General features: G+C 70.8%; 16 protein-coding genes. 11 read left to right on the plus strand and 5 right to left on the minus strand.

Translation table 11 applies throughout. The features are described from left to right. Positions 1-46: 46 nt before the first annotated feature. On the minus strand, positions 47-640 hold the full coding sequence (locus tag CV1CTNOD_RS05405; RefSeq protein WP_131785061.1) for a TetR/AcrR family transcriptional regulator: 594 nt from the start codon (positions 638-640) through the stop codon (positions 47-49). Positions 641-905: 265 nt separating this feature from the next. Here CV1CTNOD_RS05405 and CV1CTNOD_RS05410 point away from each other — a divergent pair, with 265 nt between their 5' ends. The 5 genes from CV1CTNOD_RS05410 to CV1CTNOD_RS05430 all read left to right on the plus strand — a co-directional run bounded on the left by CV1CTNOD_RS05410 (position 906) and on the right by CV1CTNOD_RS05430 (position 10,213). Further along, the gene (locus CV1CTNOD_RS05410; protein WP_131785062.1) at positions 906-1,157 is read left to right on the plus strand and encodes a hypothetical protein; all 252 of its coding nucleotides are present in this window, start codon (positions 906-908) and stop codon (positions 1,155-1,157) included. Positions 1,158-1,306: 149 nt separating this feature from the next. Then, a complete protein-coding gene (locus CV1CTNOD_RS05415) occupies positions 1,307-4,171 on the plus strand; it encodes a bifunctional FO biosynthesis protein CofGH (RefSeq protein ID WP_131785063.1) in 2,865 nt (954 codons plus the stop codon). Between the two features lie 945 nt (positions 4,172-5,116). Next, the gene (locus CV1CTNOD_RS28125) at positions 5,117-5,380 is read left to right on the plus strand and encodes a WhiB family transcriptional regulator (protein WP_207386210.1); all 264 of its coding nucleotides are present in this window, start codon (positions 5,117-5,119) and stop codon (positions 5,378-5,380) included. A 127-nt stretch (positions 5,381-5,507) separates the two neighbouring features. Continuing rightward, the gene (locus CV1CTNOD_RS05425; RefSeq protein ID WP_131785064.1) at positions 5,508-8,597 is read left to right on the plus strand and encodes a glycosyltransferase family 2 protein; all 3,090 of its coding nucleotides are present in this window, start codon (positions 5,508-5,510) and stop codon (positions 8,595-8,597) included. Beyond that, on the plus strand, positions 8,594-10,213 hold the full coding sequence (locus tag CV1CTNOD_RS05430; protein ID WP_131785065.1) for a DUF5719 family protein: 1,620 nt from the start codon (positions 8,594-8,596) through the stop codon (positions 10,211-10,213). The genes CV1CTNOD_RS05425 and CV1CTNOD_RS05430 overlap by 4 nt, the downstream gene beginning before the upstream one ends. A 110-nt stretch (positions 10,214-10,323) precedes the next feature. On the opposite strand, the gene manA is transcribed toward CV1CTNOD_RS05430, so the two are convergent. Both manA and CV1CTNOD_RS05440 read right to left on the minus strand, forming a co-directional pair. Further along, on the minus strand, positions 10,324-11,592 hold the full coding sequence (gene manA, locus CV1CTNOD_RS05435; protein ID WP_242606391.1) for a mannose-6-phosphate isomerase, class I: 1,269 nt from the start codon (positions 11,590-11,592) through the stop codon (positions 10,324-10,326). A gap of 575 nt (positions 11,593-12,167) precedes the next feature. Beyond that, positions 12,168-12,680: a metallopeptidase family protein gene (locus CV1CTNOD_RS05440; RefSeq protein WP_207386207.1), complete on the minus strand. Its 513-nt coding sequence runs from the start codon at positions 12,678-12,680 to the stop codon at positions 12,168-12,170. 231 nt (positions 12,681-12,911) lie between these two features. Between CV1CTNOD_RS05440 and CV1CTNOD_RS05445 the strand changes: the two genes are divergently transcribed. The 4 genes from CV1CTNOD_RS05445 (at position 12,912) to CV1CTNOD_RS05460 (ending at position 16,344) form a co-directional block, all read left to right on the plus strand. Beyond that, entirely contained in the window at positions 12,912-13,259 is a 348-nt protein-coding gene (locus tag CV1CTNOD_RS05445) for a DUF3499 domain-containing protein (RefSeq protein ID WP_131765645.1), read from the plus strand. 212 nt (positions 13,260-13,471) lie between these two features. Then, on the plus strand, positions 13,472-14,836 hold the full coding sequence (locus CV1CTNOD_RS05450; protein ID WP_131785067.1) for a phosphomannomutase/phosphoglucomutase: 1,365 nt from the start codon (positions 13,472-13,474) through the stop codon (positions 14,834-14,836). Next, complete coding sequence (locus CV1CTNOD_RS05455) at positions 14,833-15,045, plus strand: Trm112 family protein (protein ID WP_131785068.1); 213 nt, start codon at positions 14,833-14,835, stop codon at positions 15,043-15,045. The genes CV1CTNOD_RS05450 and CV1CTNOD_RS05455 overlap by 4 nt, the downstream gene beginning before the upstream one ends. 111 nt (positions 15,046-15,156) lie before the next feature. Further along, on the plus strand, positions 15,157-16,344 hold the full coding sequence (locus CV1CTNOD_RS05460; RefSeq protein ID WP_242606392.1) for an SIS domain-containing protein: 1,188 nt from the start codon (positions 15,157-15,159) through the stop codon (positions 16,342-16,344). Between the two features lie 84 nt (positions 16,345-16,428). On the opposite strand, the gene CV1CTNOD_RS05465 is transcribed toward CV1CTNOD_RS05460, so the two are convergent. Then, entirely contained in the window at positions 16,429-18,786 is a 2,358-nt protein-coding gene (locus tag CV1CTNOD_RS05465) for a transglycosylase domain-containing protein (protein ID WP_131785070.1), read from the minus strand. Between the two features lie 509 nt (positions 18,787-19,295). Here CV1CTNOD_RS05465 and CV1CTNOD_RS05470 point away from each other — a divergent pair. Both CV1CTNOD_RS05470 and ahcY read left to right on the plus strand, forming a co-directional pair. Further along, complete coding sequence (locus CV1CTNOD_RS05470) at positions 19,296-19,559, plus strand: hypothetical protein (RefSeq protein WP_131785071.1); 264 nt, start codon at positions 19,296-19,298, stop codon at positions 19,557-19,559. A 429-nt stretch (positions 19,560-19,988) separates the two neighbouring features. Next, complete coding sequence (gene ahcY / locus CV1CTNOD_RS05475) at positions 19,989-21,260, plus strand: adenosylhomocysteinase (RefSeq protein WP_131785072.1); 1,272 nt, start codon at positions 19,989-19,991, stop codon at positions 21,258-21,260. A gap of 49 nt (positions 21,261-21,309) precedes the next feature. Here the strand turns inward: ahcY and CV1CTNOD_RS05480 are convergent, their stop codons facing one another. Then, positions 21,310-22,248 carry an RDD family protein gene (locus CV1CTNOD_RS05480; RefSeq protein WP_131785073.1) on the minus strand — a complete coding sequence of 313 codons (939 nt, stop codon included), beginning with the start codon at positions 22,246-22,248 and terminating at the stop codon, positions 21,310-21,312. Between the last annotated feature and the right edge of the window lie 150 nt (positions 22,249-22,398).

Genomic DNA, 22,398 nt, shown 5'->3' on the forward strand with positions numbered 1-22,398 from the left:
GCCGGAACAGTTAAGAACTAAAAGCTCAGATTTCCGGCGCAGTACACTAGGACGGTGGGATGGTCCTGGCTGCAGTTTCCGGCCTGGCTCCGGTTTCGGGATCGTGGACGGTGAATGCGGCCAGCAGATAGCGCACAAGGCTGCTGGTCGGTCGCGTCGGAGCGGGGTCGGCCAGCCCGCCTTCGATCGTGGCCACGACCGCGTCCGCGGCGATGTCCTGCTCCGTTTCGTCGACATGGTCGGTGACCGTGGCGAGAGCCAGATCGTGGAGCCAGGAGTGCAGCCGTTCGTGGTACTCCATGACCGTCGGCGAGTGCGGCGCACGTTCGGCCACACAGGGATGCAGGGAGCGCCGGCGCTCGACCGAGTCCAGGGCCGCGAACAGCTTCTGCGCCGGATCGCCGTCGAGTGCGTCGATACGGTCGACCTCACCGTCGAGAAGCCGGTTGAGGACGGCGGCGAAGGCGTGGTCCTTCGATCGGAAATACCAGTAGACCGAGCCCGGCTCAATGCCCGCGGCCCGGGCGATTTCGGCGACGGATGTGGCGGCGAAGCCCCGGGCGAGGAACTGTTGCTCGGCGACGGCCAGCAGCGCGTCTATTCGCTCCTCGCGTGGGACCTCCTGGCGGTTACGCGGCACCTGATCAGCCTAGCGACAGCCGCTGCCGTAGGTCGGAGGAAGGTGCACGGATCAGCGACACGTGATGGACGTCAACAGTGGATATGTCGCCCGTTATCGGCGTATCCACCCGTCAAGGTCATTATTTGTCCCGCTTGCGTTATGATCTTGAAGGGGTAGCGGATCGTATTTGGTGCGTCGTATCTCTTGATTCTGCTTAGAGAGGGTGGTGAGACTGGGGACGGGCGCTGCCGGCACGCGGCGCCGCAACCGGAAAGGACGATCCATGTCCCAGCCGAAGTCGACCGTTATGAGCCACCGCCTCGACGCCCTCACGGCAACTCTTGCCCGGGCGCTGGCCGGCGCACGCCATCCGCAGGCCGAGGCCGCCAGGCGTTCGCAGATGCGCCGTACCGCGGGCAGGCCCCCGACGCCGGCCGGCGACCCGGTGTCCCGGCGTTGTGACCGGCTTGCCGCTCGCGCCCGGACGTACAGCACCCTCGGTGTTGTCGTCCGGCTGCGCACCATCGCCACCTAGTGACCAGGGCCTCCTTCGGGCACTGACGGTAGCCAAGCGAATCGTTGAGGTGGCCCTGGCGGCGTGGCCGGGCGCCATTGCGGCTCGGGCGCGAGAAAAGCATGATCGCGTCGTTCTTGATATCTGATCATTGGGATTCGGGTGGGTAGATGACGAGATCGCGGGAGCCCGCGCACAGTTCGTCCCGCGCCGCGGCGAACGACGCCACACCGGCGGTGACGCCTGACGCCAGGCGACCGGTACGGCCCGGTGCCCAGCCGCCGCCGGCGGGCCCGGCGCTGCGGCGCGCGCTGCGCCGGGCCCGCGACGGTGTGGTCCTCGACGCGGTGGAGGCGGCCGTGCTGATGGCCGCCCGTGAGGACGATCTCGTTGATCTGTCCGCGTCGGCGGCACGGGTACGGGACGCGGGCCTGCGCTCGGCCGGGCGTCCGGACACGATCACCTATTCGCCGAAGGTGTTCATCCCCCTCACGCGGTTGTGCCGGGACAGGTGCCACTACTGCACGTTCGCGACCGTCCCGCACCGGCTGTCCGCGCCCTACCTGAGCCTGGACGAGGTCGTCGAGATCGCCCGCAGGGGCGCGGCGGCGGGCTGCGCGGAAGCGCTGTTCACCCTGGGTGATCGTCCTGAGGATCGCTGGCCGGTGGCGCGCCAGTGGCTGGACACCCACGGCTACGACTCCACCCTCGGCTACCTACGGGCGGCGGCCATCGCCGTCCTGGAGGAGACCGGGCTGCTGCCGCACCTGAATCCCGGGGTGCTGTCCTGGCAGGAGCTGGCTCGGCTCAAGCCGGTCGCGCCGTCCATGGGCATGATGCTGGAGACGACCGCGACCCGGCTGTGGTCCACTCCGGGCGGCCCGCACCACGGCTCGCCCGACAAGGAGCCGGCCCGCCGGCTGCGGGTGCTGGATGACGCTGGCCGGCTGTCGGTGCCGTTCACCACCGGATTGCTGCTCGGTATCGGCGAGACCTACCTGGAACGCGCCGAGACGCTGTTCGCGATCAGGGCGGTGGCCCGCCGCTACGGTGGCATCCAGGAGGTGATCGTCCAGAACTTCCGGGCCAAGGACGACACGGCGATGCGGGGTGCACCCGACGTCGGCGCCGAGGAGCTTGCCGCGGCGGTCGCCGTTGCCAGGCTGGTGCTCGGCCCGTCCCTACGGGTACAGGCGCCGCCGAACCTGGTCGACCCCGACGAGTGCGCGCTGCTGCTGGCCGCCGGCATCGACGACTGGGGCGGGGTGTCACCGGTGACCCCGGACCACGTCAACCCGGAACGGCCCTGGCCGGCGGTGGCGGCCTTGGCCGCGGTCACGGCGGCGGCCGGCTTCACATTGCGGCCACGGTTGACCGCATACCCGCCCTACCTGGACGAACCGTGGCTGGACCCCAGGCTGCGCCCGTACGTGGACGCGCTGGGCGCTGCGGACGGGCTGCTGCGGGCCGCAGCGGTCGCGGTGGGCCGCCCCTGGCAGGAACCGGACGGTGGCCTCGCCGACAGCGGCCGGGTCGACCTGCAGGCGGCCATCGACGTCTCCGGCCGCCGCACCGACCGCAGGGCGGACTTCGCGTCGGTCTACGGCGACTGGGACGTCCTGCGCGAACAGGTCAGCGCCGCGGGCACCGGCGCCGACGGGGTGGTCGGCACGGGGACCCGTGCCGCACCGGATGTGCCCGTGCCCGGCACGGCTTCGCAGGCCGGAACCGGAACCGGGGCGGGAGCCGGAGGGGAGGATTCCGCCGGTGCCGGCGGAACAGCGCCGGCGCGCCTCGACGGCGACACAAGGACCGCGTTGCGCCATGCGGCCGACGATCCGGCGGGCATCAGCGACGCAGACGCTCTCGCCCTGTTCGGCGCGTCGGGCATAGCGCTGGAGGAGCTCTGCCGGCTCGCGGACGATCTGCGGCGGGACGCCGTCGGTGACGACGTCACCTACATCGTCAACCGGAACATCAACTTCACGAATGTCTGCTACACCGGATGCCGGTTCTGCGCGTTTGCGCAGCGACGGGGTGACGCCGACGCCTACACGCTGTCCCAGCAGGAGGTCGGCGCCCGGGCCGAAGCGGCGTGGGCGGTCGGCGCCACCGAGATATGCATGCAGGGGGGCATCCACCCGGACCTGCCCGGGACCGCCTACTTCGACCTGGCCCGCGAGATCAAGAGTCGGGTGCCCGGTGTGCACCTGCATGCCTATTCTCCGATGGAGGTCGTCAACGGGGTCAGCCGGACAGGTCTGTCCATCCGCGACTGGCTGACAGCGGCCCGCGAGGCCGGCGTCGACTCGATTCCGGGAACGGCAGCCGAGATCCTCGACGACGACGTGCGCTGGGTGCTGACCAAGGGCAAGCTGCCGGCCTCGACCTGGGTGGAAATCATCACAACCGCCCACCAGGTGGGCCTGCGGTCGTCCGCCACGATGATGTACGGGCATGTGGACACGCCGGCGCACTGGGTGGCCCACCTGCGGCTGCTGCGTCGCATCCAGGAGTCGACCGGCGGGTTCACCGAGTTCGTGGCGCTGCCGTTCGTCCACCACAGTTCGCCGATCTATCTGGCCGGCGTGGCCCGGCCCGGTCCCACCGTCGGGGAGAACCGGGCGGTGCACGCGATGGCCCGGCTGCTCCTGCACGGCGCGATCGACAACGTCCAGTGTTCCTGGGTGAAGCTCGGGCCGGACGGTTGTGAGCAGGTCCTGCGCGGCGGGGTCAACGACGTCGGCGGCACGCTCATGGAGGAGACCATCAGCCGGATGGCCGGTTCCCGGCACGGGTCGGCCCGCTCCATCGCGCAGCTGGAAGCGTTGGCCCATGCCGCGGGACGGCCGGCGCGCCAGCGTACGACAACCTACGGGGACGTCCCGGCGGAGCGGTTGGCCGTGGCGCGCAGGGAGGATGCGGCTGCGCCGGGTGACGGCCGGTTCGGCGAGGGCCTCCCCGCGGGGATCGGCGTGGGTGAGGATCCCTCCGGCGGCGGGGCCGTCCGGAGGATCCTTCCGATCATTTCCTGACGGGTCCTTAAGTCCCGACTCCTGTCGCGGTGGCACCCGGCTCGGTGATCCCGCCGGACAATGCTTCCGCCGGGCTTCCGCCGGATCGCAGCCTGCGGGACCGCCGCCGCGTGACGGTTGATCCCGCCGACCCGCAAGGATGGGCGGTGGGCGGATGCCCGTCGGCGTACTGTCGGCGTCCGGCCATCAGGTTGATCGTGGTTTTGCCGTGGGCCGGTGAGGGTCCGATAGCCGGCGGTATTCGTTGCTGGTGCCCCGGTGGGTATCCGCGGAAGCGGAAGCCTGCCAGATAGGAGGAGATGTCATGAGAAGGACAATTCATGGCGGATTTGCCTGATTTCGGAGGGTAAAATGGCCTGGTCAGGAGCTTCGAGGACTTCTTGCGTATCGCTCAGCGCCGCAGGCGAGGACCCTCCGTAACGGCATCCTGCTACCGTGAGCTATTGTTTGATCGCTGGTTGTAGAGGATGTTGCGCTGGTGGGGTTGACGTGGCCGTCTTCGGCGCGTGTAATTACCGGCGTGTCATTTCCCCCGCCGGTGGGGAAGGTGCGGTAAAGCACTCACCCGGCCGGTGTGGACACCAGTCACCTGCGCGCCGGCGCCCGGGGGGTGGCCGACCGCACCGCGACGGGTCTGGAGGAGTCCACATGGAACGCACCGACGCGGGCGTCCACATCGTCCTCGCCGAAACACACCGGCCACGTGCCGGGTTGTCCACGCAGCCCACGGCCACCGAGTGGCCTGGGCAGTCGGATCCCGGTCGCCGTGGGGGCCGGGAGCTGACCACCGCCGAGTTCCACGTCGATTTTGATATTGATTTTCATGATGGCGACAATGATGATGACAAAGAAGAAGATGAATTCACTGAATTGATATCGGTAGAGTCGACCGCCGGCCGGTCGCGCGCCGGTGACACTGTGGCCGATGAGCCACGCAGCGGTGCCCTGGCCGATGTCGTCGCTCTCGGTCTCGACGACATCTTCGCGGACCCACCGGAGTGGCAGGAGCGCGCTCTGTGCGCCCAGACCGATCCGGAGGCGTTCTTCCCGGAGAAGGGCGGATCGACCCGCGAGGCCAAACGCATCTGTTCGGGTTGCGAGGTCAGGAGCCAATGCCTGGAGTACGCGCTCGAAAAGGACGAACGATTCGGGATCTGGGGCGGGATGTCCGAGCGGGAGCGGCGCCGGCTGCGCCGGCAGGCGGTCTAGACCGCCTGCCGGCGGCGCGATCATGTTTCTCGCGTGCTCGAGGTTCCTGCCGGACCCGGAATCCGGAAACCGATCTGAGAGGTCCGGGAGGGTCTCCCGGGAAGTTTGGTAGGCAGGCATCGGCGGCGTGACCACCACCGGGTCATCGCCACCGCATGCCGGGCGTCCGGCTGCTGGCGGTAGCAGCCTGAAGCATGTCGCCGGCGAGCATGTCACGGTCGAGGTCGTCGCGATCGTGGTCGTCTCCGATCGGGGCCGGAGTGCCGCCTGTCGAGGGCATCCTGGGCACGCCCTCTCGGACGCTGTCGCGGGCCCGGGTCTGACACAGACACTGAGTGCTCTCGACCGTCAGACCCGTCCACCCGACCAGGTCGTCATGGTGGACGTGAGCGGCAGGCCGCCGGCCCGCCGGGTACGGATCCCGGACGGTCCGAGGCTGCCGGTCCTCACTCTGCCGCCAGGAACCGGCTACGGGGCGGCCGTGGCTGCGGGACTGGCGCATCGGATCACCGGTACGCCGGACTTCCTCTGGCTACTGCACCATGACTGGGTACCGGCCCCTGACACGCTGGAGCGGTTGCTGACTTACGCGGCGCTGGACCCCAGCGCCACCGTGCTCGGCCCGAAGGTGCTCGACTGGGCCGACCCGAAGCTGCTCGTCGAAGCCGGAGCCGGCGTGGATAGCGCCGGGCACCGGGTGACCGGGATCAGCCCCGGCGAGATCGACAGCGGCCAGCACGACGCCGTCCGGGACGTCCTGGCGGTCTCGTCCGCGGGTGCACTCGTCCGCGGGCAGGCGTGGCACCTTCTCGGCGGGTTCGACCCGGATCTCGTCACCGTCGCCGATCTCGACTTCTGCTGGCGGGCCTGGCGCGCGGGGATGCGGGTGGTGGTCGTACCACCCGCGGTGATCCACGTCGCCCGGACCGCTGGTCACCCCGCCCCCGTCCGCGGGCAGCATGATCACGGCGACTGTGGCCACGGCGGGCAGGCCGACCACCGTGACCTGCGGCGGGAGGAGTTGCAGGTCCGGATGGCCAACATCGGTGCCGGCCTGCTGATACCGGCATGGCTGTGGCTCATGCCGGCGGGGTTGGGTCGTGGTGCTGCTCTGGCCGCCGGCGGCCGGTTCCGGCAGGGCCTGGACGAGGTCGTCGCGGCCGCTGAGGTGATGGGCCGTCCCGGCTGGCTGTGGCGGGCGCGGCGGCGGCGGGCGGCGTCCGCGCGGGTGCCCGCCCGGACGTTGCGCCCGCTGCTGGCGGCCCGGGGCGGACCGTCGGGCACGGCGCGCATGCTCCTGCACGCCCTTTCGCTTTTCCTTTCGCTTTTCCTCCGCCGAGGGCGCAGCGGACCTCCGGCCTCGGCGGCCCGTCCTGCGTTGCTACTTTCCGGGGCGCTGGCCGTCGTGAGTCTTGTGGCGGCACGCTTCATGCTCGGAGCGGGATGGGGGCCGGGGACGGTCGCCTGCCGGATACCCGGCGTGGCCGTGTCATTGCCGTTACCCGACGGTGCCCGGGACCTGTGGTCGGCCGCTCTGTCCGGCTGGCCCGGCGGGTTCCCCGCCTCGGGGTTGATCGGCTCGGGATCTCCCGGCTCTGTGGCATCCGGACCGGGGGGAGCGGCCCCGCTGTGGCTGGTGCCGTTGGCCGTTCTCGCGACCGCGCTGGGCGGCAAGCCGTGGCTTGCGGCCGACGTCGTCCTGCTGGGCGGGCCGGCGCTTGCCGGCCTCGCAGCCTATGCCGCATCCGCTCACGTAGGCCGCGGTCGTGGCGTCTCCGGTAGTGGTGGGCTGCGTACGCCGGTCCGGGTGGTCGTCGCGGCCGGCTACGCGCTGGCTCCCCCGATGATCTGGGGGGTTGCCGCCGGACGCGTCGACGTGGTGTTCGCGCTCGTGATGCTCCCCGGTGTTCTCACCGCCGCGGCCGTGCTGGTGGCGCAACCGGACACTGGCCGCGCAACCTGGCCCGCGGTCCGCCGGTTCGCGTTCAGGCTGCTCGCCGCGGTCGCCTGCGCACCGACGCTGTTTCTGTCCGCCGTCGTCGGGCTCGCCGTCGCGGTGGTGCTGCTGCGCCGACCGCGCCGGCTGGTGCCCGTGCTCGCCGTGGCCGTCGCCGGCACCATCCTGTTGTGGCCATGGCACAGTGCGGTCCTTGGATGGCCGTGGCGGCACAGTGCGGCCGTCGACGCCTTGGGTGCCCTGCCTGCGGTGGGTGCGACTGGTCGGGCCGGCATGGGCACCACGGCCGGTGCGCTGCCGGGATGGCTGGGGCCGGCCATGCCAGCTGCCGAGTTGTCAGCCGCCGGGCCGACCGGCGGGCACGTTGCCGGCCTTGCGGTGGCCGTACTGGTACCGGTTGCGCTCACCGGCGCGGTCGGGGCCGTGCGTGCCGACACCCGTAAGCCCGTCCTCGCGGCATGGGGCGTGGTCGTTGTCGGCCTGGCCGGTGCGGCCGTCGAGACCCATGCGGGTGGTGCCGGGCGCACCGGGGAGCTTGCCGCCGCGCAGCTCGCGGTCGCCATCATCGGGATGCTACTAGCCTGTGCACTGTCGGTGACAGGGGCACGTGGTGCGCTTCGCCGTCACCCGCTCGGCTGGCGCCAGGTCACGGCGCTGTCCCTCGGTGGAGCCGTCGCGGCTGGCCCGCTCGCCGGCGCGCTCATGGTCGCCGATGCCGGCGAGGTGGCTGCCGGTGCCGCCGCACGCGCGGGCGGGATGGCGGTTTCCGTGCTCGCGGTGGCACAGATGTCCGGGCAGGACGCCCGCGTGCTGGTACTGCGCCAGCCGTCGCGGGACTCACCGGTCGGTTACACGCTCACGGACGCCCGCGGCCCGCGCCTGGACGCTACCTTCGCCGCGATGTCCGCATCCGGCGGCGCGGCAGTCGGGGCGGTCGTCGCGGACCTCGTCGTCGGGCGTGCGGCTGCTGCCGGCGGGCTTGCGGCGTTGGCTGTGCGCGCTGTTGTCGTCCCGCGTGCGGGCGCGTCGCCGTTGCTGGTCGCCACGCTGGACTCCGTGCCCGGGCTGGTCCGGGAACAGGTGGCGGACGACGCCGTGGTGTGGCGCTGCCTGCCGTCCGGACCGGCGGGTCTGCCCGGCGCAGTGTTGCCTGGTGCGGTGTTGCCTGGTGCGGGAGCGCCCGGCGCGGTGCCGGACGCGCCCGGGGTGGCGCCGGCCCGGCGGGCCGCGAGCGGGGCGGCGGCGGGATCCCCGCGGTGACCGGGACGGGTGCGTCCCGGCCGTCCACCCGGCCGGACCAGCACGATCGGCCGGAGCAGCCCGGGGGGCCGGAGCAGCCCGGGCGACCGATCCGGTCGGTGGGGACGGCGGGACGGGCCGGACGCGCGCGCCCAGCGGTGGTGATCGCGGCTGTCGTCGTGTTCGCCCTGTCCACCGTGCTGGCCCTGGCCGTCCTCGTCCGGTCCGCGGGAGGGATCCGGCCCGGACCGGCGCTGCCTCCGGCCGGCCTGCGGGTGCCGGTGACGTCCGCGACGCTGCTGTGTCCGGATCTCAACCCCCCGGTGGGCGGCGCGGCGGGCAGCATGCTGACAGCCGACATCGCGACCGCCGGCGGCACGGTGGGAGGGAGGCCGGGCGCGGCCGGACGGATCTGGCTGTCCATGGGCAGTGCGGTGCGTGACGTCCCCACCGGTCAGGCGCGGGTGCGGGGCGTGTCGGTCCAGGTGCACGGCGGTATGCCGCTGGCCGTGCATGCCAGCGGTCCTGCGGCGGCCGGCCTGAGCGCCACGGTGACCGTTGCGGGCGCGCCCGGCCACGCGCCCGCCCGGGCGCGCTGTGATCCGCCGAGGAGCGAGTTCTGGTTCGTCGGCCCGGGCACCATCACCGGACGTGACCCGTTGGTCATCCTCACCAACCCCGAGATCGCGCCCGCGCGCGTCGAGATCACATTGTTCAGGTCGGCCGGCCGGGGGACGCCGGTCACCGACGCCCGGGTCACCGACTCCATGGTCACCGACGGTGTCTCGGTGCCGCCCATGGCGAGTGTGACCCGTCGGCTGACCGACTGGGTACCCGACGCCGAAGCCACCGCAGTGCGGATCCGGGTGCGGGACGGGCGTCTGACCGCTGCTGTGCTGGACCGCGCGGGCGCGCCGTTCGCACCGGACCCGGCCGTCGTGCCCGTGGCGGCCGGGAGCGGACCGGTGGGTTCGCTGGTTCTGGCCGGCGCGGTCGGTGTGCCGACCGGTATCGCGGGCGCGCAGGTCGTGGTGGCCGCACCCGAAGCGGACGCGGTGATCCGCCTGGAACTGCTCACGGCGTCCGCACGCTTCACCCCGGCGGGCCTGGCGGCGGTGCGCGTGCCCGGCGGTGGTGTCCTGCGGTTACCGGCGCTGGTCGGTGCCGTCGCGTCACCGGAGGGGATCGGCACGGCGGTACGGGTGGTCGTGATCTCGGGTGGGCCGGTCGTTGCCGGTCTCGGGCTGCCCGTGGAGCCTGCCGGGGGCCCGCCGGCCGTGGCAGCGGCGCCGGAGCACCTGTGGGTCGGCGCGGCGGACGTGATCGAGCCTGACGTGGCAGCTGCCACGCTGCTACCCGCCGTGCCGGGGCAGACACTGTCAGCCCTGGTACTCACCGCGCCGGAGACCGCGGTGACGGTGTGGCTCGACGGGAACGTGCTGCGGATCCCGGCCGGCCGGACGGTGTCCGTCGGGCTGGCCGGCGCCATGCGGATGGTTACCCGTGGCGGACCGTTGGTCGCGGCGCAGACGATCGGCACTACCGGCTGGTTCTCCGCGCTGACCCTCTCGGCGGCGCCGCGGACGGCGTTCGCCCCTGCCCTGTTTCAGGACCCCCGGGTCGCCTTCCGCCGGTAGCTGGCAGCCGGCAGTCCGATGGCCGGCAGTCCGATGGCCCGCCGACAGGTCGATGGCCGATGACGGCAGCCGTGGGCGCCGCACACCATCCTGGCCGCTGCGAGAACCGGTCAGGACGGTGCGCACGACCCGGGCGAGGCTAGGAACACCCTGCCCCGTCCACGCAGGGTCAACACTCCTTCCGCCTCTGACACTCCTTGTGCACCTGGGGCCGGGGCCACAATGGCCGCCTGGCCGCGTCGAAGCCTGGTCGCGCAGACACCCATGCCCTCCACCATGACGGTGCCGTCGGTCACCAGCAGGACGGCGGGGCGCCGGACGGTGACCGAGCCGTCGTGGACGTTTCCGCGGGGATCCGCCCGGTTGGGCATGGTCTCGTCACACACCGCCTCAGCCAGCACGAAATCATCGACCGGTACGTCCCAGGTACGCACGGTGATCCCGGCCGCCCCGCGCACGGTCCGGGGCGCGAGCACAGGTGCCCGGGTCGGCGTCGGGTCCAGGACGCGCAGCAGTTCGTCCACGTCGACGTGTTTCGAGGTCAGACCCCCGCGCAGCACGTTGTCGGACGTGGCCATGATCTCTATGCCGACGCCGTGGACGTAGGCGTGCAGCAGGCGAGCGGGCTGGAAGAGCGCCTCTCCCGGCTGGAGCAGCACGTCGTTGAGTAGCAGTGCCGCGGCGATACCGACGTCGCCGGGGTGTGCCACGGCGAGCTGGCCGACCAGGTCGGCGGCTGCCGCCACGTCGGGCTCCGCCCGCGGGCCGATCATGCCGGCGGCCTTGACTATCCCGTCGACGAGGCCGCGCACCTGGTGGGCGGGCATCGTCAGCAGCGTGCGCAGGACCGTCGCGGCCCCGGCGGACGGGTCTTCCCACAGGGGCTCGAACGCGGCGGTCAGCGGGGGGTGGCCGAGGCTCTGCACCACGCACAGGGTGCGTTGTGGGTCACGAATACCGGCCAGAGCACGGAAGGGTGTGAGCGCGACGATCAGTTCCGGCTTGTGGTTGCGGTCCCGGTACCGGCGGTGGGGAGCCTGCGGTGGCACTCCGGCCCGCTCCTCGCCGTCGAAACCGGCCTGCGCCTGCGCCCTGTCCGGATGCACCTGCAGGGAGAGCGCCTTGTCGGCGGCGAGAACCTTCAGCAGGAACGGCAGCCGACCCACGGCGGCCTCGGCCGGTCGCCGCCGGCCGCCGGTCTCGGTCTCGATCTCGATCTCGGACGGTGCGCTCGGATGGGTGCCCAGCCACAGTTCCGCGGCGGGCCGGCCGGAGGGGTCCTCGCCGAGCAGATCGTAGATGGCGGTGGGCGAGCCCCAGTCGTAGTCGCGCACCCGCCCGAACAAACGCAGAATCCCAGCGGACTGGCCACCTGTCACTATTGCTCGCCGCCTGTCACTATTGCTCGGCCTCCTCCGGGCGGAAGGATCCGTCGTCAGGGTCTCCGTCGTCGTCAGGATCCGTCGTCGTTGTCGGCACCGCACGGCACCGACTGGCCGGAAAGCCTTTCGGCGCTCCTCCGGAGGATGCCCCCGGCAGGGTTGAAAAGGTACCGGCGATCGGCCCCGGGTCGCGTGACCATCGGCGTAGTCATCGGGGAAAGATCCTCTACAGTGCCACGGCCAGGCCTGACACGGTCCGGACCCAGGTGTCATGGGTGATTGCGGGGTGTCCTTCGGCGGTTACATTCCCGCGGTAGGTATTCCTTCGCCGTGTGTCCCGAGTTCTGTGTCGTCTACATGCGCGTCGCCTACAGCGCCGCCTGTGTCGTCGTTTACGTCGTCGTCATTTACATTGTCGCTTGCATCGTCACTTGCATTGTTGCTTATATCGTCACTTGCATGCGAACGGTCGACCCAACTGATCATCAGGCTACCCGACGCGACACCGTCGCGGGCGCCCACGGCCGGTCGGGAAGCCGGCATGTTGTGTTCGTCGCATGTAGAGCACCTGGCTATTCATCCTCGTGCCAGCCGTGGCCCTCGGGATCGATGACCTCCGGTTCCATGCCGAGCATGTCCGCGACCTTGTGGATCAGTACGTCCAGGATGAGTTCGGCAAGGTCGTCGGTGTCCATCGCGCGGGCTTCCAGCGGCCGCCGGTAGATGATGATCCGGTCCGGTGTCGCGGACCGCCCCCGGCCGGCCGGGGGCTGGTGGTGGGCCAGCGGTACCGGATCGTCCAGGCCGAGCACGGCCGGTATGGGCGGGACGTCCTCGACCACGAACTCGACGCCGGCGAGTTCGGCCGACCAGCGGTGCTCGAGGTGCTCGACGGCGTCCAGGACGAGGTCGTCGAACCGCTCGCCGCGGCTGCGGTAGGCGGGAACCTCCGGCGGGATGAGCAGCCCTCGCAGGCCACGCCCGCGCCGGTCACGACGGCGCGATGCGCGTATGGGTGGTTGGGTGGACGGGAAGTCCGGCGCGGGGGTTCCCCAGGAGGTGCCGGTGGAGGCGTTGTCCGCCATGTTGTGAGCGTACGGCTCGCCATGCCGGCCGTGCCGGGCGCCCCCCGGGATCTCCCGCCGGGATCCGCTGTATCCTCCGCCACACCCCCGTCGGTACCCGGGTTCCGGTGTCCCGCCGGTGCGACCGGTTGGACGCGCAGCGTCATGAATCTATTACGTTTCTTCCGTGGATGGATGCGACACGGCGGGCGGTGATGGCCGTCGCCCGTTCCGGGGGCTACCGTCCGGAACGTGAAGCCTCGGCGCTGCTCCCGCTCGGCATGTTCAGCAGCTGCGGTCGCCACACTCACGTACGCCTACGCCGAGTCGACAGCCGTCCTCGGGCCACTCTCCCCATACGTCGAGCCGCATTCCTACGACCTGTGCGGGACGCATGCCGACCGCCTTACTGTGCCACTGGGCTGGGCGGTCGTGCGCATCGAGGGTGAGTCCAGGCACAGTCCAGCCTCTGACGACCTTGAGGCGCTCGCGGACGCGGTTCGTGAGGTGGCCCGGCCCACGGGTCGTGAGGACCCGCCCGACCCGTCCACAACCCCAGGTCGGCGCGGTCATCTGCGGGTCCTTCCCCGGCCGTCCTGAATCGGCCCCGTCCCGCTCCGGCCCGGCGGGCCTCGCGCCGGGCCGGACCCTCACCGGGCCGGGTGTCGGGTACCCGAACGGCTCCACCAGGGCCGGCGCCGTGTCGGTAAGGTCGTCGGCGTTGCTGTCGGCAGCACCTGGACTGCTGCTGGCGGCGCTGGACTGCTGCCGGCGGTGCCGCCGGCGGGGCTGGTGACCGGGAAGGCGGAAGGGTGCACGACCTGTCGCGGATCTTCAAGGCATACGACGTTCGGGGTGTTGTGCCGTCCGAGTTCGACTCCGACGTCGCCCACGCCGTCGGCGCCGCGTTTGTGCGCCTGCTGGACGCCCCCCGGATCGTCGTCGCGCACGACATGCGTGACTCGTCGGTCCCGCTGTCGGAGGCGTTCGCCGATGGGGCGGCGGGCCAGGGCGCGGACGTGGTTATGGCCGGGCTCGGCTCCACCGACCTGCTCTACTTCGCCGCCGGCTCGCTGGACCTGCCCGGCGCGATGTTCACCGCGTCCCACAACCCGGCCAAGTACAACGGGATCAAGCTGTGCCGGGCGGGTGCGGCACCGATCGGCCAGGACACCGGGCTCGGTGAGATCCGGGCGCTGGTCGAGGCCGGAGTCGCGCAGTTCACCGGGCCGCGCGGAACCGTCACCCGCCAGGACCTGCTCGCGTCCTATGCCCGGCATCTGCGCACACTGGTCGATCTTTCGGTGATCCGGCCGCTCACGGTCGCCGTGGACGCGGGTAACGGCATGGGCGGGCTCACGGTCCCCGCGGTGTTCGAGGGGCTGCCACTGTCGGTCCACCCGCTCTACTTCGACCTGGACGGGTCGTTCCCGAACCACGAGGCGAACCCGATCGAACCGGAGAACCTTCGTGACCTGCAGGCGGCGGTGCGGGCCAACCGGGCCGACATCGGGCTCGCCTTCGACGGTGACGCCGACCGCTGCTTCGTGGTGGACGAACGCGGTGAGCTCGTGTCGCCGTCCACCATCACCGCGCTCGTCGCCGAGCGGGAACTCGCCCATGAACCCGGCTCCACCGTCATCCACAACGTGATCGTCAGCCAGGCCGTGCCGGAACTGGTGAGTGAACGCGGTGGCGTACCGGTGCGCACCCGGGTCGGTCATTCGTTCATCAAGGCGGAGATGGCCCGGACCGGGGCGATCTTCGGTGGTGAGCACTCCGGCCACTTCTACTTCCGTGACTTCTGGCGTGCCGATTCCGGGATGCTCGCGGCCCTGCACGTCCTGGCCGCGCTCGGGGAGCAGGACCAGCCGCTGTCACAGCTGCTGGCGGGCTATGCGCGGTACGCGGCCTCCGGTGAGATCAACTCTGAGGTCGCCGACGCCGCCGCGGTCATGGCCGAGATCGAGAAGGAGTATGCCGTGGGTTCGACCGGCGTCGACCATCTCGACGGGCTCACCGTCACCCTCGGCGGCGGGGTCTGGTTCAACCTGCGGCCGTCCAACACCGAACCGCTGCTGCGGCTCAATGTGGAAGCCCCCGACCATGCCACGATGGCACGGGTGCGGGACGAGATCCTCACCCGCATCCGCCGTGAAAGGGAGATCAACCGTTGAGTCTCGACCCGCTCCTGCTGGAGATCCTCGCCTGCCCGTGCCCCGCGCACGCCCCCCTGCGCCAGGACATCCTGGGAGGCGAGCCGGTGCTGGTCTGCACGTCGTGCGGCCTGGCGTTCCCAGTACGGGACGAAATCCCGGTGATGCTGCTCGACGAGGCCGTCCCGTTCGGTGGGGAGGCCCGGCCGCCGGCGTCCACGTCGTCCTGAACCCTCGTCCGCTGCGTCCTGAACCCCGCTCGTCCTGAACCCCGCTCGAATCCCACTGTCTGCTGAACCCTGGGGTGTGCGGATGGACGCGGGCGTGTAATGGTGCAAGGCATGCGGGAAGCGGGCGTGGACGAGAGCATCCTTGACGACGTCGTCCGGCTGGGCGCCGCCGACCCGTCCGGCATGCTGCTGCATGTCGCGTCATCGGCCCGCCAGGTCCGCGAGTCCGCCGCGCTGGCGCAGGAGGCCGGCATCGGTTCGCTCGCCGCCGACGGCCGTCCGCGGGCGGTGCTTGTCGTCGGGGTGGGTAGCTCGGCGGCTGTCGGTGTCGCGCTCGCCGCGGTGGTCGGGTCGCGCTGTCCGGTCCCGGTACTCGGCCACAACGGCTTCGGCCTGCCCGGATGGGTGGGGGCGGCCGACGTCGTGATCGCGATATCCGGTTCGGGGCGCAGCGAGGCGACCCTGTCCGCGCTGGAAGAAGCCGATCGTCGCGGTTGCCGGGTGGTTGCGGTGGGCCCGCCCGACTCACCCCTGGCTCATCGTGCCGAACGCGCGCGGGCGCTGTTCCTTCCCGTTGCGGTGGTGGACGGCAGGCCCACCCGGGCCAGTTTCTGGGCGTTGTTGCTCCCGGCTGTCGCGGCTGTCCGGACACTCGGTCTCCTCCCGCCCGCCGAGGGCCCGGATGCGGTCGAGGCCGCGGCGGTGCGGCTGGAGGACCTGGCGATGCGCTGCCGGCCCGCCAGCGAGACGTTCATCAGCCCGGCAAAGGTGCTGGCGCTCGAGCTCGCAGGCTCGCTACCCCTGCTGTGGGGGACCACCGCCCTGACCGCCGCCGCCGCCGACCGGGCCGCCGGCCAGCTTGCCGCGAACGCGGGTTACCCGGCGCTGCTCGGCACCCTGCCCGACGCGGCAGGCGCCCAGGCGGGCGTCCTGGACGGGATGTTCGGGGTCCGTAGGGCGGGCGGCGGTGCCGGAGCGGACGACGACTTCTTCCGTGACCGGGTCGACGAGACCGAGCCGGTGCGGCTGCGGCTGGTCCTGCTGCGTGATCAGGCGGCTGAGCATCCGGCGGTGACCCGCCAGGCCGAGGCTGCCGTCACGGCGGCGGCTGAGCGCGCGGTGGCGGTGACCGAGCTGTCCGCGCAGGGGCCCAGCCGCCTGGAACGGCTCGCGTCCCTGGTGGGCCTGTTCGACTACACCAGCGTCTATCTCGGTCTCGCGCTCGGTCTGGACCCGACGCCGGTGGCCGCCGCGCGTGACCTGAGTTCCCCGCCGACCCCGGCCATGGGCGAGACATAGCCCGCTCCAGGCCCCGCTGGCGGGTCCCGCTGTCCAGACCTGGCAGCGGGCCCGACGGTTGAGCGGGCCGGTCCGGCTGGTTCGTTACCGGGCCGGGGGTGGGAACGGGAACACAGCGTTTGGTACGACCGGTCCGACGGCGCCAAGCGGTGACGTCGGCACGATCGGACCGCCCGATGCCGCCGCGGTGGGAGCCGGCGGTGGTGGCGGGGGAGTCGACAGCAACCCACCCTTGGTTCCCCTGGCCACGGTGGGATCGGCCTTCGACATGGGCATGGCGGGGACGTCGGCGAGCGCCGCCCGCAGCGAGCGGCCCCAGATGATCGCCGGAAGGTCCCCGCCGAACACGCGGGACCAGGTCCGGCCGTCCGCCACGACCCCCTTCAGCGGGTTCCCCTGCGCGCCCCTGGGGTTGCCGACCGCGACCGAAGCGGCCATCTGGGGGGTGTACCCCACGAACCACGCGGAGGAGTAGTTGTCCGTGGTGCCGGTCTTGCCTGCGGCCGGGCGTCCGATCGCCGCCGCGTTCGGGTATCCGGTGCCCTGTGTGATTACCCCGGCCAGGATGCTCGTCACGGTGTCGGCCACACCGGCCGACACCGCCCGCTGGCAGGCGGGAGTAGGGGCGATGTCGACGTTCTGGTTGCCGGAGTCCGTTGCCGACAGGACGTACCGCGGATCGCAGTGGACGCCGTGCGCGGCGAGCGTGGCGTAGGCGTTGGCCATGTCCAGCGGTGTGACTCGCTCGGAGCCGATGGTCAGGTCACCCTTGGTCGGGTGGACGTCCGCCAGGTAGGACGCGGGGATGCCCAGGCGGGTCGCCATGTTGACGACGGCCCGTACGCCGATCTTCTCCTCGAGCTGGATGTAGTAGGTGTTCACCGAGTCCCAGGTCGCGCGGGACATGTCGTACACCCCGCTTTCCGCGGGATCGGCGTTCGAGTAGCCGGTGGCGCAGTCACTGCCGTCCCGCCGATTCAGGGGGAATGCCTTCGTGCTGTAGCAGGAGGGCGAGTAGAACTGGGTGTTCAGCCCGTAGCCGGCCTCGAGCGCCGCGGCGAGGGTGAACGTCTTGAAGGTCGACCCGGGTTGGAACACCGCCTTGGTCGCCAGCGGCTCCTTGGTCTGGTTGGCGGCGGAGTCGGAGCCGAACACCCGGTTCACCGCCATCGCCAGGATGTTGCCGGTGCCGGGTTCGATCACCACCTCGGTGGCCGACACCGGGTTGCTGGGCGCTATCACGGCATTGACCGTGTTCTGGGCCGCGGCCTGGACCTTGGGTTGCAGCGTCGTCCTGATGACCAGGCCGCCTTCGTGCAGCCGCCGGGCGCGCTCGGCCTCGGTCGTGCCCAGCGCCGGGTCGGCCAGCAGTTGGGAGCGGACGAAGTCGCAGAAGAAGGACGCGCTTGACGTCTCGCACGAGTCCTGCGCGGCCGCGGCCTCGGCCCGGACCACCGTGACCGGGGTGGTCTTCGCCGCGTCCGCGGCGGCCGGGGTGATGTGACCCAGCGCGGCTATCCGGTCGAGGACGACGTCCCGACGTGCCCGGGCGGCGTCGGGGTGGTTCACCGGGTCGTACAGGGACGGGCTCTGGACGAGTCCGGCCAGCAGCGCCGCCTGGGGAAGCGTCAGGTCGGCGACGCCCACGTGAAAGTAGTTCTGGGCGGCGGTACCCACGCCGTAGTTGCCGTTGCCGAAATAGGCGATGTTGAGGTAGCGCTCCAGGATCTCGTCCTTAGTGATCTTGTTCTCCAGGGCGACGGCGTACCGGGCTTCCTGGATCTTGCGCTCGAGCGACGTGCCGGCCGCCTCCTCGCGTTGCTGCCTGGTGCGCGCGTTCTGCAGCAGCACGTTCTTGACGTACTGCTGGGTCAGTGTTGACGCGCCCTGCTGGACGTCACCCGCCTCGCTGTTGCGCAGCACGGCCCGGACGACTCCCTTCACGTCCACCCCGCCATGGCTGTAGAAGCGCGCGTCCTCGATGGAGACGATGGCCTGCCGCATGACCGCGGGGATGGCCTTGCCGTCGACGACGGTCCGGTTCTCCTCCCCGCGCAGCGTCGCGATGAGGCTGCCGTCGGCGGCAAGGATCCGGGAGCTCTCGGGCAGCGGTGGAGTGATCAGCTCGGCCGGCAGGCTCAGGTAGTGGTCTGCCGAGGATTTCGCGAACAAGCCGATCGCGCCGATCGCGGGAAGGAGCAGCAGGGCGAGACCGACACCGGCGGCGCAGGTGATCACCCCGAGCCGGGTGAGCAGGCCGCGGCGGTCCGGGCGACTGCCCTGCCCCCCGCCGGTGGGGTTGCTCCAGTGGCTGTCCGCGGCGGCCGGGGCGTCGTCGCCCGTGCCGGCGGGGCTGCCGGCGGGCGGCCGTGGAGCCGAGGTGACGCGGGCGCCCGCCGTACGACGGCGCGGTCGTGCACGGAACGTGGATTCTCTCTGCACGGCCGTTGAGATCACCTCCTGTGATGGGCCGGACGGCGGTCCAAGGACCTGGGCCTGTCGGACCTGCGGTATCGGCTTCCGGCTCTCCCCGATCGGCTTCGCCGATCTAACAGGAACCCCGGGTCCGGCAGGAACCCCGGGCACGAAAACATGATCGCGCCGCCGTTGGCCCGCTGGGTCGATGAACGCCTGCGGCCTGTTGCCACGATGTCACGCACACGAGGTCAGGCAGGTGCGTGACGCTGGGGCAGTGACGCCCCACTGGATTGTCGCCGACCCGTAGGGATGATCGGAATTTGCCGCGCTCGGCTTCTGCCGGATGTGGCGACGTTGTGTCCGGTCGTCCGGGTGGAGCGTGGCTGTCGGGGGAGTTCCCGGGTTGTCCGGACGGCCGGCCGGAACGCGGCTGGCCAGGATGAGCCAAGATGATGGGCCTACATAGTGGTCTGTCCGAGGTCGAAGGTCTCGGATGTCCGGTCCGTGTTTATCGTGTTGCGTAAAGTGGTTCCGTGGGCAAGGAACTACTCCGCAATGCCGCGGAGGCGGACAACGCGATGGGTCGTAAGAACGGGGACCGGGACGGCTTGCGCGCAGGCGGCCGTGACGGTGGCTCCGGCGGTGAGGGCAGACAGCTGTGCCCGACCTGCCGCGGTACGGGTGAGGTGCCGAAGTTCTTCGCCGGCCAGGACGCCGACGGTGGTTTCAGTATGAACCGTATGGTTCGTTGCGGGACCTGTGACGGGATGGGTAACGTCGCGGGACGTACCCGGTGAGCCCTGGGGCGGCCTCCGGTGACGGGCCCGAGCCGGTCACGCGTGAGGTCAACATGCTCTGCCCCACCTGTGAGGGTATGGGGCGGGTGGGTGTGATCCAGGCTGCGAGCCTGGGTGGGGAGCCGTGCCAGATCAGGTCGACGCGGCCCTGTCCGGACTGCCAGACCGCCGGGCACCGTCCCCTCACCCCACCGCTGTGACTATTTGTGACTTTCCGTGGCCGATCTGTATGATCTTCCCGAGAGCGGCCGCGTGTCGAGCTCGAGGAGGCGAAGACCGGATCGCAAGGGCTGATGTCGTAACGTCGTTTCAGAGCACTCCTGTTGCCGGTCGCTCCAATGATCCGAGGTTCGTGGTTCGTCCGTGGTTCGTCCGCGTTCGCGGTCTCCCCTTTCCCGGGGTCCGCAGCCCCTTGAGAGGAGAAGTTCGATGGCAGAGCTGCCCAAGAACGACATCGCCGACCTTGCGCTCGCCCAGCAGGGCAAGACACGTATCGAGTGGGCGGACTGGTCCATGCCAGTGCTCCGTCAGATCCGCGACCGCTTCGCCGTCGAGCGCCCGTTCGAGGGGGCGAAGATCGCTGCCTGCATGCACGTGACGACCGAGACCGCCAACCTCATGCGGGCGCTTGCCGCCGGTGGAGCGCAGCTCGCGCTGTGCGCGTCCAACCCGCTGTCCACGCAGGACGACACCGCGGCCGCGCTGGTTGCCGAGTACGGCATCCCCACCTTCGCTCGCAACGGTGTGGATCGTGACGGCTACTACGCGCACATCAATGCGGCGCTGGACGGTGCCCCCCACTACGTTTTCGACGACGGCTGCGACCTGGTCAACACGCTGCACACAACCCGTACCGAGGTGCTCCCGGGTATACGCGGCGGGTGCGAGGAGACGACCACCGGAGTCATCCGGCTGCGTCAGATGACCAAGGACGGTGCGTTGCGCTTCCCGATGGTGGCGGTCAACGACACCGACACCAAGCACATGTTCGACAACCGGTACGGCACCGGCCAGTCGACGCTGGATGCGATCTTCCGCGCCACCAACACCCTGCTCGCCGGCAAGACCGTCGTCGTCGCCGGCTACGGGTACTGCGGCCGGGGCGTGTCGTCCCGGGCCAAGGGGCTGGGCGCCAACGTGATCGTCACCGAGATCGACCCGACCAAGGCGCTGGACGCGGCGATGGACGGGTTCCGCGTCCTGCCGATGATCGAGGCTGCCGCCATCGGTGACGTGTTCATCACCGTCACCGGCAACCGGGACGTGCTGCGCCGCGAGCACTTCGAGGCCATGAAAGAGGGCGCGATCTTCGCGAACTCGGGGCACTTCGACATCGAGATCGACATCGTGGCGCTGTCCGAGCTGGCCGTTGCCGGCCCGCGCCGGGTGCGTCACCAGACCGACGAATACGTGCTGGCCGATGGTCGACGCCTGCTGCTGCTCGCCGAGGGCAGGCTGGTCAACCTGGGGGCCGCGGAGGGTCACCCGGCGGCGGTCATGGATATGTCCTTCGCCGACCAGGCGCTGACCGCGGAATGGCTGACGAAGAACTGGCAGTCGCTGGCCCCGGGCGTCCACGACGTCCCGGTTGAGATCGACAAGGAGGTCGCGCGACTCAAGCTGGAGACCATGGGTCTCGCGATCGACGTCCTCACGCCGGCTCAGGAGGCGTACCTCAACTCCTGGGAGCACGGCTCCTGATCCAGGAGCAGTCCTGGTCTGCGGCAGGCTTGCCCTGCGGCAGACCAGGTCAGCTCGGGGGAACGAAAGGCCCCGGCGCCGGGGCCTCGGCCACATCGCCGCCCGGACCGGTCGGCTGTGTCGTCCACGGTTGGGCCGCCCATGGCTGGGCTGCCTTCTGTTGGGCCCCCCACTGCTGCTGGGCCCCCCACGGTTGCGCCGGCTGTGTCGGGGGTGCGCCGGCAAACTGCCACCGTGCGGTGTGCTCGGCGCATCGCTGCGCGCGGGCGGTGCGTTCGGCAAGTACCGCCGACAGGTACGCCCAGGGATGGGTACCCGGTGGCGGTGGGGGGGTGACGACGGCGTGTACCGACGCGGCGAGCTGGTTACCGATCCGCTCACATGTCTGTGGTGACAGCTCCTGGATCCGGTTGAGGAACTGGCGTACCGCAAGCGCCAGGGCGTCCTCGAACGAGGACAGGTCGAGGGTGCTGGCCCAGCCGGCAAGCTGCGGCGGCATTGTCACGGGCACTGCTTTGCCGTGCGGGATGCGTTCCTGGAGGACGACCGTTCCGGCGAGGAGATCCCCAAGCCGCTTGGATTGCCCGGAGACCAGCATGCTGATCATTCCTGGGATTGCCAGCAGCGCACCGGGCCGCTCGACCACGGCGCCGAGCAGGGCGCGGACGAACGCGTGGCGGAACCGGACCGGCCCGCCGTCATCCCGCACGACCCGCAGCCCCATGGCTGCCTTCCCGATGCTGCGTCCCCGCCAGACCGTTTCCGCCGTGACCGGGTAGCCGACCACAACCAGTACCACGACGGCCAGATAGACCGCGGATGCCAGCGCGTCGTCATCCGGGGCGACGACTCCGAAGGCAGCCCAGGCGGTGACGACAAGCACGACCGCCTGAAGGGCGAGGTCGATGAGGCCGGCGATGATCCGTGAGCCGAGCCGGGCGACCCGCAGGTCGATCGTGACCGCCTCACCGGTGACGAATCGGCTCATGCTGTGGCTCCGATCCCGGTGGTTGCGATCCTGGTCACGCTCGTCCCGTTCCGTGAATGTTCGGTAGGTGTCCGGTGACGGCATCCCGACCCGACCGAAGGTTGTGCGATCATGGTTCTTCCCGTGTGGCCGGAGGCGGCGAGAGGTACG

The sequence above is a fragment of the Protofrankia symbiont of Coriaria ruscifolia genome, assembly GCF_900634745.1.
Taxonomy (GTDB): Bacteria; Actinomycetota; Actinomycetes; order Frankiales; family Frankiaceae; genus Protofrankia; species Protofrankia californiensis.